Origin of the sequence: Microbulbifer elongatus (assembly GCF_020524885.1) — a bacterium.
GTDB lineage: Bacteria > Pseudomonadota > Gammaproteobacteria > Pseudomonadales > Cellvibrionaceae > Microbulbifer > Microbulbifer elongatus_A.
In genome coordinates this window covers 1,076,014-1,090,509 of record NZ_JAIVKJ010000002.1, presented here as the reverse complement: position 1 = coordinate 1,090,509, position 14,496 = coordinate 1,076,014, and the positions used below count along the sequence as shown (strand labels likewise).

The 14,496-nt window shown below is 56.1% G+C and carries 12 protein-coding genes; 3 read left to right on the top strand and 9 right to left on the bottom strand.

Annotated features, from left to right (window positions below; all coding sequences use genetic code 11):
* Positions 1–63: 63 nt before the first annotated feature.
* Complete coding sequence (pgeF, locus tag LC059_RS12050) at positions 64–828, bottom strand: peptidoglycan editing factor PgeF (protein WP_226704096.1); 765 nt, start codon at positions 826–828, stop codon at positions 64–66.
* A 30-nt stretch (positions 829–858) separates the two neighbouring features.
* The gene (rluD, locus tag LC059_RS12045; RefSeq protein WP_226704095.1) at positions 859–1,824 is read right to left on the bottom strand and encodes a 23S rRNA pseudouridine(1911/1915/1917) synthase RluD; all 966 of its coding nucleotides are present in this window, start codon (positions 1,822–1,824) and stop codon (positions 859–861) included.
* A 125-nt stretch (positions 1,825–1,949) separates the two neighbouring features.
* On the opposite strand from rluD, the gene LC059_RS12040 reads away from it, so the two are divergent.
* Entirely contained in the window at positions 1,950–2,894 is a 945-nt protein-coding gene (locus LC059_RS12040; RefSeq protein WP_226704094.1) for an outer membrane protein assembly factor BamD, read from the top strand.
* An 85-nt stretch (positions 2,895–2,979) separates the two neighbouring features.
* Here the strand turns inward: LC059_RS12040 and LC059_RS12035 are convergent, their stop codons facing one another.
* Positions 2,980–4,608 (bottom strand): NAD+ synthase, encoded by a 1,629-nt coding sequence (locus tag LC059_RS12035; RefSeq protein WP_226704093.1) that lies wholly within the window; start codon positions 4,606–4,608, stop codon positions 2,980–2,982.
* Between the two features lie 139 nt (positions 4,609–4,747).
* Here LC059_RS12035 and LC059_RS12030 point away from each other — a divergent pair, with 139 nt between their 5' ends.
* Both LC059_RS12030 and LC059_RS12025 read left to right on the top strand, forming a co-directional pair.
* Complete coding sequence (locus LC059_RS12030) at positions 4,748–6,436, top strand: sensor histidine kinase (protein ID WP_226704092.1); 1,689 nt, start codon at positions 4,748–4,750, stop codon at positions 6,434–6,436.
* 40 nt (positions 6,437–6,476) lie between these two features.
* Positions 6,477–7,901 carry a sigma-54-dependent transcriptional regulator gene (locus tag LC059_RS12025; RefSeq protein ID WP_226704091.1) on the top strand — a complete coding sequence of 475 codons (1,425 nt, stop codon included), beginning with the start codon at positions 6,477–6,479 and terminating at the stop codon, positions 7,899–7,901.
* A gap of 66 nt (positions 7,902–7,967) precedes the next feature.
* Here the strand turns inward: LC059_RS12025 and LC059_RS12020 are convergent, their stop codons facing one another.
* The 6 genes from LC059_RS12020 to LC059_RS11990 form a co-directional block, all read right to left on the bottom strand.
* Positions 7,968–8,387 carry a type IV pilin protein gene (locus tag LC059_RS12020; protein WP_319005104.1) on the bottom strand — a complete coding sequence of 140 codons (420 nt, stop codon included), beginning with the start codon at positions 8,385–8,387 and terminating at the stop codon, positions 7,968–7,970.
* Between the two features lie 12 nt (positions 8,388–8,399).
* Positions 8,400–11,846: a pilus assembly protein gene (locus tag LC059_RS12010; protein ID WP_226704090.1), complete on the bottom strand. Its 3,447-nt coding sequence runs from the start codon at positions 11,844–11,846 to the stop codon at positions 8,400–8,402.
* Positions 11,847–11,867: 21 nt separating this feature from the next.
* Positions 11,868–12,359: a PilX N-terminal domain-containing pilus assembly protein gene (locus LC059_RS12005; RefSeq protein ID WP_226704089.1), complete on the bottom strand. Its 492-nt coding sequence runs from the start codon at positions 12,357–12,359 to the stop codon at positions 11,868–11,870.
* 86 nt (positions 12,360–12,445) lie between these two features.
* Positions 12,446–13,504 (bottom strand): PilW family protein, encoded by a 1,059-nt coding sequence (locus tag LC059_RS12000; RefSeq protein WP_226704088.1) that lies wholly within the window; start codon positions 13,502–13,504, stop codon positions 12,446–12,448.
* A 7-nt stretch (positions 13,505–13,511) separates the two neighbouring features.
* Positions 13,512–13,937 carry a type IV pilus modification protein PilV gene (pilV, locus tag LC059_RS11995; protein WP_226704087.1) on the bottom strand — a complete coding sequence of 142 codons (426 nt, stop codon included), beginning with the start codon at positions 13,935–13,937 and terminating at the stop codon, positions 13,512–13,514.
* Positions 13,938–13,957: 20 nt separating this feature from the next.
* Positions 13,958–14,494, bottom strand: a complete 537-nt coding sequence (locus LC059_RS11990) for a GspH/FimT family pseudopilin (RefSeq protein WP_226704086.1) — start codon at positions 14,492–14,494, stop codon at positions 13,958–13,960.
* Positions 14,495–14,496 lie beyond the last annotated feature (2 nt).

The window sequence follows — 14,496 nt, the reverse complement described above, 5'->3', positions numbered from 1 at the left end:
TTAAATTCAAAGCACACATACCCCGGGCGGGGTCTTTTCACAACGAACAGGAGAACTACGTGCTTACTTTTCAATCCAGATAAGTGAGGCCATACGCCCGGTATCCCCATCCCGGCGGTAAGAGAAGAATTTCGCCTCTTCGGTAACGGTACAACGATCACCACCAAATACCTGCGTCACCCCCAACTCAGCGAGCTCGGCACGACCGAGAGCGTAGATATCGGCGAGAAAGTGCAACGGCTTGCTCGTGTGGGGCACAAAGCACTTGGTAATAGCCTCGGCGTGGGATTCACTCATGGCTGATTCGAATGCCGCTTCGAGTACATCAACACCACACTCGAAAGCTTGGGGTCCAATAGCGGGCCCCAACCAGACCGACAGGTCCTCCGGCGCACTGGACATGGCGCGGATGGTTTCGCGAATCACCCCACCAGTCAGACCACGCCAACCTGCATGAATCGCAGCCACCTCCGATCCGCCGCGATTGCACACCAGTAGGGGCAGGCAGTCTGCCGTCAGCACTGCACACACGACACCTTTCTCGGTCGAAAAACTGGCATCGGCTGTTCGCACCTTGCCATCGCTGTGTGCCTGCACAGCCTTGTCGCTGTGGATTTGTTCCAGCCACTGGGGATCACTGGGCAGATTCAGCTCCTGCTTCATCTGCTCCCGGTTGGCCGTGACCGCCTCCGGCGTATCCCCCACGTGGTCTGCAAGATTGAATCCTTGATAGACCCCCTCGCTGTGGCCACCTTGTCGGAGCGTAACGAAGGCGCGCACATTGGCCGGGACGGGCCAGTCGGGCTTAAGGTAGTGATCGGCAGCCATGGGCAGTCCTGTTAATTCTCGGGTTTACATTCAGTCGTTATCGGCGCGCATCAGCTCGAGCAGCTGCAGCATATCCTCCGGCATGGGTGCCGACCAGTGCATGGGCTCTCCAGTTGCCGGGTGGATAAGTGCCAACTCCGCCGCGTGCAGGGCCTGACGGGGAAACTGTTGCAACGCTTCGACTAGCGCCGGTTCTGCCCCCGTCGGCAGTTTGTTGCGCCCGCCATAGAGCGGATCACCAACCAGCGGGTGCCGGATATGCGCCATGTGCACGCGAATCTGGTGGGTGCGGCCGGTTTCCAGCTGACAGCGCACCAGTGTGTGGCCGCGAAACCGCTCCTGCAGGCGGTAGTGAGTAATCGCTTCCTTGGCGCCCCCCATCCCGGCATTAGGCAATACCGCCATCTTCAGGCGGTGGGTGCGGTGACGCCCCATGGGGGCATCCACAGTCCCGCCGCCACTCAGGGTGCCCTGTACGATAGCGTCGTACTGGCGGCTCACGGTGCGGGCCTTGAGCTGGTCGACCAGGTCCGCCTGTGCCTGCAGGGTTTTTGCCACCACCATCAGGCCACTGGTGTCCTTGTCCAGGCGATGCACAATACCGGCACGGGGGATATTCTGCTGCCCGGCGCAGTGCGCCAGCAGACCATTCAACAGGGTCCCGTCGGGGTTACCCGCTGCCGGGTGTACTACCAGGCCCGCGGGCTTGTTCACCACCAGCAGGCTGTCGTCCTCATAGACGATTTCGAGGTCCATTGGCTGGGGCTGCCATTCGCCCTGAGGCTCCAGTTCCGCACGCAGTTGCAGCTGTTCGCCGCCAAATAACTTGTCCTTGGGTTTGCCGGAGCGCCCGTCGACCGTGAGTTGGCCGCCTTTGATCCACGCCTGCAGACGCGCGCGCGAGTAGTCAGGGATCAAATCCGCTGCGATCTGGTCAAACCGTTGCCCGGCATACTCTGCCGGCACTTGAATATCGAGTTGTATTTGATTGCTCATCCGAGAGGGTCTAATACTTTGGGCTGGCGGGGACGCTGTGGTTAAATAGCTGCCCTTCAGCCCCCGGTGAATTTTGGGCGGCTAGTTTAATAAGGTTGAGACAAATAATGATAGAGCGAGGGGCGATGTGGTCCTGGAATAATCAGGCCTGGAAAACGCTGTGGCTGGCATTGCTGGCCGTTTTGGTGGCCTCGTGCGCCAGCACGGATGAAGAACAAGAGGGTCTGCCCTCTGGCAACCGGACCGAACAGGCCTTCTATGAAGCTGCCCAGCGGCAGCTCAAATCGAGCCAGTGGGAAATGGCAATCAAGAACCTGCGGGCCCTGGAAGACAACTTCCCCTTCGGCAACTACGCCGAACAGGCCCAGCTGGAACTGATCTACGCCTATTACCGCGACTACCAGAACGATGCGGCCATCTCCGCTGCGGACCGTTTCATCCGCCTGCACCCGCAGCATCGCAACGTGGATTATGCCTATTACATGAAGGGACTGGCTTCGTTTACCGAGGGCAGCGGCCTGTTTGAACGCTTCCTGCCAACGGACATGACTCGCCGTGACCCGGGCTCTGCACGGGAATCCTTTGCCTATTTTGCCCAGCTGATGGCGCGCTATCCGGACAGCCGCTACGCTCCGGATGCTCAGAAGCGCATGATCCATCTGCGCAACCTGCTGGCACGCTATGAGATTCATGTGGCCAACTACTACTTCAAGCGCAACGCCTACCTGGCAGCCGCCAACCGCGGACGCTACGTGGTGGAGAACTTCCAGCAGACGCCTGCCGTGCCCGATGCCCTGGCAGTCATGGTGCAGTCTTACCACCTGCTGGAAATGCCGCAGCTGGAATCGACTTCCCTGTCGGTGCTGCGCACCAACTACCCGCACCATCCGGCGTTCCGCAAGGATGGCAGCTTCAATTACAAGTACTACGCCGGCGCCAGTGGCCGCAGCTTTATCCACCGCATAACCCTGGGCCTGTTCGAGAAGTCAGACCCCCGCGGGTTCGATAGCCGCGAGCTGTACAACGCCGAATATCGACCGGAAGAAGCACCGCTGCCGCCAGAGCTGTAAGCGGGTACGCTTCAAACAAAAAGGCCCCGCCGGGAAACCGACGGGGCCTTTTTGTTTCGCCCTCACGGGGCTGTATCTGTCGGCGTTATTCGCCGGCTTTCCAGCCATTGGTGATCGGGTAGCGCCGGTCGCGCCCAAAGCCGCGCTCGGAAATCCGCACCCCAACTGCCGCCTGACGGCGCTTGTATTCGTTGCGATCCACCAGCCGTACCACTCGCATCACGGTTGCCTCGTCAAAGCCTTTACCAATGATGTAAGCGGCGCTGTGATCTTCGTCGATGTAAAGGCGCAGAATCTCATCCAGCACCTCATAGGGTGGCAGGCTGTCGGAGTCCATCTGATCTGGCGCCAGCTCGGCACTGGGCTCACGGGTGATCACGGTTTCCGGGATAACCGGCGATACCGAGTTGCGGTAGCGGGACAGCTCGTAGACAAGCACCTTGGGCACATCCTTGAGTGCGTTGTAACCGCCAACCATATCCCCGTACAGCGTGGCGTACCCAACCGCCATCTCACTCTTGTTGCCGGTGGTCAGCACCATAAAGCCTTTTTTGTTGGAGATGGCCATCAGCAACATACCGCGGGCACGGGCCTGTAGGTTTTCCTCGGTGGTGTCACGCTCGCTGCCAGCAAATTCCTTTTCCAGTGCTGCCATGGCGGCATCGAAAATGCCCTCGATTCCGATCACCCGATAGTGGACGCCCAACCGGGTAGCTTGGTCGGCCGCATCATTTTTCGACAGGTCCGAGGTATAGCGGAACGGCATCATCACCGCCTCCACCCGGTCCGGGCCCAGCGCGTCCACCGCCACCGCCAGGGTCAACGCAGAATCGATACCACCCGAGAGCCCAAGAACCACACCCTTGAAGCCGTTCTTGTTCACGTAATCGCGCACACCAAGCACAAGGGCCTGATAGACCGAGGCCAGCCCTTCCAGAGGCTTGGCGTCGTTGCCTTTTGCCAGGGTGACCCCATCGCCTTCAGCCTCAACAGTCACCGGCAATAGGCTTTCAACAAATTCCGGCGCACGCGCGCACAACTCTCCACTTGCGTCTACCGCAAAAGAGCCGCCGTCGAATACCAGCTCATCCTGCCCCCCGACAGAATTCACATAGACAATGGGCATCTTGCCGGCTTGGGACTGTCGGGCAAGCAGCGCAAGACGTTCCTGGGCCTTGCCGCGATGGAAAGGGGATGCATTGATATTCAGCATCAGCTTGGCACCTGCGCGCTCCGCCTGGGCAATGGGCTCGGGGTGCCAGATGTCTTCGCAGATAGTGATCGCGGTGGGAATTCCCTTGATATCGATGACACAGGGTTGCTCGCCCGGCACGAAGTAGCGCAACTCGTCGAACACCTGGTAGTTGGGCAGCTTCTGCTTGGCATACTCAGCCACCAGCTCCCCCCCCTGAATGAGGCCTGCCATATTCAGCACAGTGCCAGCGATAACACGCGGGTATCCGACCAGTACCGCACAGGGAAGGTCAGCTTCCTTCAGCTTGGCCAGAGCCGCGTCAATACGCTTTTGCATACTTGGGCGCAGCAACAGGTCCTCGGGTGGATAACCACACAGAGTCAGCTCCGGGAACAGCACTATGTCCGCACCGTATTCACGATGCGCCCGCCGCGCGACTTCGACCACCTGGTCGGTATTACCGGGAATATCTCCCACCAGCAGATTGATTTGCGCCAGCACTAGCTGCAAAGTAGACATCTTTATACCCCATAGATTTCAGGCGGCTATTGTAGCTGCGGAGCCCGGGCAAACAATATCTGCGGGCCCGAACACTGCCGCCCCGACCAGGACATAACACCCTGGCGCACAGTACCCACTCACGAAAAGAGAATAAAAAGTGAGCAGCCGCCCTATCAGCGCTTCCGAACGCGATGGTATACCCCCAGCGGGTTCAGCGACGGAAACATCCCCAAGACCAACTTCCACGAGCCAACCACCACCCGTCGGTGGCGGCTTCCAGCTCAACTTGCTGCCGCGGGATCTGCTGAAAATATATGCATGGTACCGCGTGGTCATCGCCTTGATCCTGCTGGGGCTATTCGCTTCCGGGCTGAGCCGCGGCGCAGTAGGCACACTGTTTCCCGCACTGTACTTCAATACCGCCATTAGCTACGCGATTCTGAATATCGCCTGGCTGCTGTTTCTCTACCCTAGTCAGTTTCGCACCAGCCCGGTGCGGATCGGCAGTATCCTTAGCTGCGACATACTCGCCTTTCTATTGTTGATACAGGCCAGTGGCGGCCTAAACTCCGGTACCGGCTATCTGCTGCTCACTACCTGTGCCGTGGGGTCACTACTCCTCGATCGACGCATGGGTGCCTTCCTCGCCGCCATCGCCAGTATTGCGGTCATTACACAGCAACTGTTCCGCATACTGTATGGCCAGGCGGGCACCCAGGATATTGTCTCGGCGGGCAGCCTGGGGATACTCCTGTTCACTTGCGTAACCGCACTGCAGTACCTGTCCGCCCACATCCGCTTGGCCAATGAAAAGGCGGAGAAAGAACGCAGGCAGGCAGTGAGACAACAAAGGCTCACCCAACAAATTGTTGCGCAGATGCGCACCGGAGTAATGGTACTAAATGAAAATGGTAAGACAGAACTGATCAACCGCGCAGCGCAGCAGCTGCTCGGTCATCAACATTTGAGCGGCGGCCAGCCCGGAAACGAGTTACTCGAAAGTCTGGTAAAACTGCGGCAACAGGCCAAGGGCGCCAGCGGGGTAATCAAAGGTGCCGGGCAAGCAGATATCCGCGCGAGCCTCACCGAGCTGACCAGCAATATGCGGGACAGCACCCTGGTCTTTCTGGAAGACAATCGCAAACTGACCCAGCAGGCCCAGCAGTTGAAACTTGCCTCCCTGGGCCGCCTTACCGGCTCAATCGCCCACGAGGTACGCAATCCTCTGAGTGCCATCAACCACGCTGCGGAACTACTTGCCGAGTCCACTTCTATTACAGGTGAAGATCGACAGCTTACCGAGATCATCAGCAGGCACAGCCGGCGAGTAAACCAGATAATAGAAAATGTCATGCAGCTGTCACGCAGACAGGCGCCAAAAACCGAAGTGCTCGATTTATGTCAGTGGGTGAAGCAGTTCCTGCAGGATTACCATAGGGAATCTCCAGAGGAATACCAGATTTCGCTGATCTTACCGGTTAAACCGGTATACGCGCGCTTCGATCCCGATCAGATGGCACAGGTGGCAACCAATTTATGCAACAACGCCGTGCGCCACTCTCGCAAGGCCACAGGTGAATATTTTGCTATCGTAAGCGTCCATTTCAATCCTCAGCGCGAGTGCGCGCAGATGGACTTTGTCGACATCGGCCCTGGTGTCGCCGAGGAGCACAAGGACAAAATATTTGAGCCCTTTTTCACAACCGAACCTTCCGGTGCAGGACTGGGACTGTATATCGCCCGCGAATTATGCGAATCTACCCGGGCGAACCTGTACTGTTGTAGAGACCGCCATAAGCGCAGTTGCTTCAGGGTAGAGTTCGCTAACGTAGAACAGATTTTCTAATGAAGTTTGTGATTGTCGATCAATAATAACGCCGACGAATATGACCGACCGTCAACCCATCGCCCTGGTCGTAGATGATGAACCCGATATCTGCGACCTTATCTCAATGACGTTGCGCCGAATGAACGTTCGTGCCGACGTGGCTATGTCCATTGCAGAAGCCCGCAGACGCCTGTCGGAAAAGCAATACGATTTTTGCCTGACCGACATGCGACTGCCTGATGGTGACGGTCTGGAACTCGTGGAAACTATTCGGGACCGCCCGAAAGACCAATCTATCCCCGTCGCCGTCATAACTGCACACGGCAATATGGACACCGCGATCAGTGCGCTAAAACTCGGTGCCTTTGACTTCGTCAGCAAACCGGTCAACCTCGAGCGCCTCCGCGCCCTGGTGCAACTGGCGCTGCGCCTCGGCGAGGATCGCTTCTTCCAACAGCAGGAATTTCCACCCCTGCTGCAGGGGCAATCCCTGGCTATTCAGGCTCTGCGTACCGCCATTGAGAAAGTCGCTCGTAGCGATGCCCCCGTGCATATTAGAGGGGAAAGCGGTGCCGGAAAGGAACTGACCGCCCGCTGCATTCATGAGCTGGGACCCAGATCGGAAAAGCCGTTTGTGACCGTCCACTGCTCTTCCATTCCGCCACAGCAGCTGGAACCGCTGTTGTTTGGTGGAAGCAATGACGATCAAGATAAGGGTGGGCTTCTGCACGCTGCCAATGGCGGCACCCTGTACCTCGATGAAGTCACCGCGCTCCCTCAAGAGGTTCAGATAAAGCTTCTGGAGACCATTGAAAGTAAGCGCTTCCCACCCAGTGGCGGCGAGTCATCAAGGCCCGTGAATATCCGGGTAATGAGCAGTACGCAGAAAAACCTCGCCAACGAAACACGCAACGGTTTGTTTCGCAGTGATCTCTACTTCCGCATTAATGTGATTGAACTGACGGTGCCCCCTCTGCGCACCCGGATAGATGATATCCCCTTACTGACTCGCTACCTGCTGCGTCGCATTACGCAAAGCACCCAGGGCATTCCCCCCAGAGCAAGCGCCGATGCCATTTCCGCACTGCGGGGTTACCACTTCCCTGGCAACCTGCGCGAACTGGAGAATATTCTGGAGCGTGCGCTGGCGCTGTGTGAGTCAAGCACCATTCGGGCCGAGGATCTCGACCTGACCGCCCCCCCGCCGGCACCCGCCGACGAAGACCTGGAAAAAGTCATCGACCTGAGCCATGCGGCCCCCGCTGAAGAACTGTGGGATTCACCCCGCGAGGCCTATGCCGGACAGTTTGCCGTCGCTGGGTTTGATACCCTGGATGATTTCCTGCAGACCATCGAACGGGACGCTATCGAGTCCGCTTTACAACAGACCCACTGGAACAAAACCGCTGCAGCGGAAAAACTGGGGATCAGCTTCCGATCATTGCGGTACCGGCTGAAAAAGCTGGGGCTGGAAAACGAATAACCCGGCACGAAGCCGGGTCACTCTCTCCGTGATTCTCAAAAAATCACGCTTTAAATCCCTGAATATTTACCAGCAATCGGTACCAAGCGAGCCGGAGGCGCCCTTTACTCCGGCCTGAGTCAGCGTAAGGCTGCCACACTTGGTGTCGCCTGCCTGTGTTGTCCCAGTAACCGGTGCGGCGGTCAGGGTAAAGGTCGTCGCTGTGAGGGTGCCGGTTACCGTATACATCCTTTCACCAGAATTGACCGAATCACCATCGACGAGTGTCTGCCCTAAAGCGCAGTTGGCATTGGTGTAGTCACTATAGGCGGTAAAGCAGCGCTGTAGACGCTGCGACACATCATTCAAAGCAGCCTTGGCATCCGCACGATTACTCTTGCGTACCGACTCCATATAGGAAGGATACGCAATTGCAGAAATAATGCCGATGATCGCCACTACGATCATCACCTCAATCAGGGTAAATCCACGTTCTGCTCTTTTCATTTTTCTCTCTCTTTATCGCAACTGTCGCCAGGACATACGGCCCACAGCATCAATCGGGAAGTCACCTTCTTCCACATCCAGTTCACCTTTGATGTTACTGGTTGGCAAATAAGCCTTCTCGCCGCCACGGATAATGTCAGAATAACTGATTACCGCGTAATCTACCTCCACGCCATCTTCACCGAAAATGCTGTGGCTATCATAGCGGTCGCCAACCGCCACCAGCTCCATCAACCAGCCGCTGCCACCAAATGAACAGGGGTCCGATGAGGTGATCAGGGTCGGGAACAGCAGACGATCATAAACCAGCAGCGGTTTACTGGTGATCCGCTCGCCAGTGACACTACCACCAAAGCTCAAGTCCAGGTACCAACCTTTCTTGTTGGCCCACCATGAAGTGGTCTCGTTGTCCTGCACATCGCGCGTTCCATCCGCTTGTGTAGCAATGCTTTTCTCCATCAACGCCAAACGGCCACTAATTACGGCATCCTGGTCCGCCAGTGCGTAGAAGCTGTTTATCACATCCCCTACCGCATTATCCGCGCTGGAAATATAACTGCCGGTGCCGAAGTACACCATGACAGCACCACTCATCTGGTTGTTGAGACCAAGTGTCGGGGTGGCAGTGATCGGCTGCACTTTGCCATTCGGGTCAACCGCGGTGAAAAATGGATCCTTGGCGCCACCGTTGCCGAATGCGACGTCCCAGTTGCTGGCATTGTTGGCACTCAGATCAAACTTCCACATATTGCCCAACAGGTCGCCGGCGTAGGCCGCCACCACTTCACCATCACCATTGGTCAAAAGTGCTGGGCCGGCGAGCCCGTTGTTACTTGCATCGCTCACCTCAATCACCTGGGTCTCATTGAGCGGATCATTCAGGTCTATCGCGATAAGACGGGCACGGGTATTTTCCGAGTTATAGCCATTGCCAAAAATTAGCTTCCAGCCGTCGTTGGTGGGTGCAATGATTGGCTCGCCGATGATATTACCGATGCCGGGAAACTCTGCTTCGGTAAGTTCAAACAAAACGTCACTCTCGTCAAACCCATCCGGATTGGTGACGTCGAGCGCAAAGATACCCCGGCCGCCAGCACCCAGAGAGCCCACTAAAATATTCTTCCAGGCGCCATTGACGTACGCATCGCCCACGAACAGCTTGCCGTCCATACTGTATGCGTGTGGGTTGGTACTGGTTCCGTAATCCGCGGCGCTCATGTCTGCCAGCTGCTCGTACACGCCTGATGGGATATAGGCAAACAATTCAGATCCCGTCGACGCATCAAACGCGTGCAACATACCGTCATTCGCGCCCACATAAATCACATCTCGGCGATTCTCCTTCTGACCGGAGTAATAAGTCTCGTAGGCCAGACCTCCGAGTTCCTCGGAAAGCAGGTGGAAGTTGTATTTCTTGTCGCCGGCAAAGACCGGGCTCGAGTTGACGATATCGCCAAGAATTGATTCGCGATCCCGCAGCCCGGTCACATCCAGCCCGCGCACCCAGTTTAGCCGTGCCTGGCCCTCGAGGTCGGTACCACCGTCTTTCAATGCGTCCTGCTGTGCGGTGGAGAGGTTGGCCCAGGCAAAGTCCACACCGCCACCGTTGTAAGTGACGATGTTACGCATGGCATAGCTGCTGAATTTGGAATCGTCCGTTTTCCACTTGGTAGAACCTACGGTACCGTCACTGTTCAGATTCAGGGCCCTCAGCTCACCACTCCAGTTGGTGCTGTTAAACAGCGCCTGATAAATCACGGTGTCGGTACCAAGACGGGTGGAGTTGGTCGCTACCGAAGACGCAGAGCCGTCAGTTCGACCCACGATGTTTTCCAGTACCTCTGACAGATCACTTGCAAAAGCTTGTGGGTCTGCAGCACTAAAGAAGCCACCGCGACCATTTAGCGAGGCATGCAACAAGTCATCAATCTTGTCGGAATTACCCGAGCTGGGGTCAGGCCAGGTGATGGTGTCACCGGACTCTATCGCCGCGAAGGCATCGTCACTATCAATAGAGCCTTCCACCCCCAAGCCAACGCCAAAAGTGACCATGTGCTGCCAGAACGCGGGGTCAATACTGCTATCCTTTACCGGAACATCATTGCTCAGGTCAGTTCGCAGATCCCGACTCCAGTAATACATAGCAACATCCGCAAGCGTATTACTGTTGCTATCTGAGAAGGGCGATACCGCGCTATAGGTATACGATTGACCCTCTGGGCCCGTTATTTCACTACCCGCAGTACCATCAACGTTGGCCCGAGCATCCACGGTGCCGGCCTGGTTACCATTCCAATAGCCATCAGTCATCAGGATTGTATAGCTGGCGCGACACGCCAGGTGCCCAGTGCTGTCATCCACACCGGGGTCCGCCCCCCAAGGCCCCTTGTTATCGGTGCGCGAAAAATACTGCCCGGCATCATCGAGAGCCTGCCGTAATGGGGTACCGGAAGTGGGTACATCTCGGGCGTATAGCTCGTCGAAAAAGTTCTGGCGGTTGGACCCAGAAAAGGTTCGCACGCCATCGACGATAGTGCCTGTATTCACGCCATCGACATCACCATTGCCCTTGTTGATGGCGCCAAAACCAACGCGCATGTCTTCGCCTTGCTCCGAAAACGCGCGACCGATACCGGCACGCGCCGCAAGTGTGCGCGAGCGATAATAGGTATACCAGTTGGCAAAGTTCTGGATTTCCTGATCGTAGGTACAAACTCCGGCAATACAGTCCGTACGCTCGGTGCGGTCATGACCAGTGTAAGTAGCCGTAGTAGACCTGATTTCAACCTTTGAATAGTTGTCCCAGTCCCACGCGCTACCGCTTCCGCTGTGCCAGAAGTATGTAGCGGGCCAGTAAGTCTTATCTTCACTTGTCGAGCTGCAGGTTATGCTGCCGTCAGTCCCCTGGCTACAACTACGCCAGCCATTGCTGTTGTAGTTTCCGTTGGTCACCGTGAGATCCCGGGCATTTTCATTTACCGAGTCAGTACCACTGGGACAGTCCCCGGTATTTTCGGGATTGTGCAATGCGCAGCTAGGTGTGGCATTAGGGTACAGGCTCCCGTCGTACTTTACCCAAGGCGTATAAGTTACCGAAGGGTCATAATAACTTTTGTTGTACTGAGGCGATCGGGTCAGAGCATTGTATGCATTATTACTATCTACAGTGGGTACCTGATAATCGCCATTTTCAGTCTGGTTGTATCCGTTATTCCCATACACACCGTCCGCGCGCGGAAAAATATAAGCTGTATCCCGTCGATACTCTTCCGGGGTAATTTCAAAATGCATGGAGCCCGAATCATCAATGATAAACATCACGTTCGGCGGCGCACCGTTACTGAGAAACAGCGGACTTTGCGCCAGATCCAGGGAGACAGCGCTGTGAGAAGCTCCTAGAGACAAAAGGGTCGCCACTAACGCACTACTGAACTTTTTGATGATCACATTCTTGGCCATGAATTCTTTCCTCTGCCAAACTCAGCGTTTGTATGTGGACTGCAGAATAACGACGGCACCATTGGTACCCCCCTCTCCGCGACTGGTTACGCGGTAAAAAGTCGTATCTTCGGTTTTCAGCGTGCTTGCAAAGTCGATCGCACCACCATCCATACTCAGAGTTGAGGAGCTGGTAACCTCCTCAATCACATAGCGCGGCTGGGATGTCACATATTCCAAGCCCATGCTGGTCGTCGCGGAGGCCGCGGCCCAACCATAGGTGTCCCAAAAGCCGGTACTGCTGGAGCCATCAATGGCGTCGTACAAACCGACAGTTGTGCCATCAAATACAGGTAGAGTGGCATTGGTCAGCAGGTTCTCACCTTGCCGTAGGCCGGCTTCCGCCGCCTGAAATGCGAGGTTGCGATCACGCATATTACCGGCCATTAACTCCTGCATATTGCTGCCGCGAATCGCAGCCATACCGACCAGCGTCATTAACAGCACCATAATCAGCCCGACAATAAGGGTCATTCCCCTTTGTTTCCCGAGCGAGCGACTAACCGATCCAAGGTTCGAATTAGCTTGCATTATTCTATCCAGCGATCATTTATTGATTATCAGGGCAAACGACTACGGATACCGACAGTGTTAATAAATACCTGTCGTAACCGGCGGTCGCCGGGGGCATTATTGGTCGTTCCGTTAAACGTGTACGGCTGGGCATCCTCAAGCACATTGTCGTCGGTACTCTGCACCAACAACTGAACGCGCACCGCGGATACGTCTTCCCAGGCATTGGCTGTGGTAATTACATCCGCTTCTTGATAGGTATCAGGTACGTTATCGCCTGAAGTATCACGACCATAAAGCAGCTGCATGTCCTGCACGCCTTCCAGTAGTTCCTGCGCCGTACCACCATTAATCTGCTGCCACAGGCTGGGCATGCCGGACGTACCAGCGGCGACGTAGTAAATCGAGGTATTCATCTTGATGATTTCAGAATCCGGGCCAAAGGTTTCTTCCGGATTACTATTCCCGCCCCAAGACGTCTCGGCATTTCCGGGGTCCGCGTCCGCACCAGAATGCACGACATTGACTTCGAGCGTTCCGCCCGTCGTCTGCAGGTTGGTCACCTGAAAAACCCGCGCTTTGGAACAGTCGGAGACAACGAGAATATCGTTTTCACACAGCCCACTGAAGCTATCCTCACCCGTATCACAGGTGGCCGTCACGCCGGTGTTCTCGGCAAACAGCTGTGCGCTGTCATTGTTCTTGGTCACTCCGACACTGTTTCCGCCGGCACTGCGGACGACCAGTGCATCGGTGCCTTGCAAGATATTCGCGGGATACTCAGCGTCAGGGGTCGCACCGACATCATCCAGGCCCTCAATCGAAACACCAAAGTCATATTGCAGGCTGCTGGCGTTATTCAGGGTATTGTGGAAATTCAAATTCCGGCTCATACACCCCATATAACCCGCCATACGGATATCATCCGCGAGAAACTCCATAGCCAAACGGCCGGTTTCCTGCACGCGGGAAAGGGCCTGCTGGGTAGAGAAGGTAGCGCGGCTGGATAAAAACAGCTGCACTACCCCTGTCATCAAAATCAGGCCGATGGTGATGGAGATCATCAGTTCGACCAGAGAAATACCGCGTTGGTTACGCATACGCATTGCGACCTCAAATTCGAGTGGTATAAACGAAGGAGCCCTGATCTTCGCTCGCTTCGCCGGAACTGTTCTGCTCAGCCCACTGTACAGTCACCGTACACAGGCCACTTGCAGCCACACATTGCACCGCGCCATCGGCACCGGGAAGCATGGTTTCAATGTTGGTTAACCATTCCGACATATCGGTTTGCGCTGTGGTAGTGCCACTTGGCTTGTCTGCAGCCATCGTCTGGGAGTAGGCCGACATATTGGCGCGATTGATGCGCACTCGATCCAGGATATCGTAAGCAAGAATGTTGGCTTGAGAGCGCAGATAAGCGCTATGGTTATATTGCAGGGACCGGCTCTGCAGTGCAGCCAGCGCCAACAGCGAGGTTCCGAGAATCAGTACGGTAACCAACACTTCAATCAGTCCTGCACCCTGTTGTTTGTTCACTCTGTTACTCCCTTACACTTTTATGGGCAGCCGGTGGTGCTTTTTGCCATATTCAGCAGGCCCGCAACCCCCACAGTGACATCTCTGGCTGTCACACATCCACTGGCACTCGCATTGATCGTTACGGCTCCGTTTGCAGAGCGCCCTAACATACCCTTACGGGTAAAGCGGATAAACGTCACCGCATTGCCGCCCTGGGAAGCCGCCACGGCTTCATTAGTGCCCGGCGCCTCCCATTGTCTCAGTACCGTATCCACAGTAACCGCAGCAGCATCATCAGAGGCCGCGCTATCCACTACGACTAGCCAGCTATCTGCAAAAGAACCATCGCAGGCGGCGCCATCGGTACTGCCGCAGAGAGACACCCGAGCCCCACGTTTAACGGCCTCGGTGCGAGCAAAACTCAGGGCAGTCGCCATGTCTTCCCCCAGCGACAAAGTACGGTTGTTAGCGACCATGGTATTAAAATTGGGGATAGCGATGGCCACGACAATCGCAAGGACCGCCATCGTTACCATCAATTCGATCAGGGTTAGCCCCCGCTGTTTGAACCCCATGG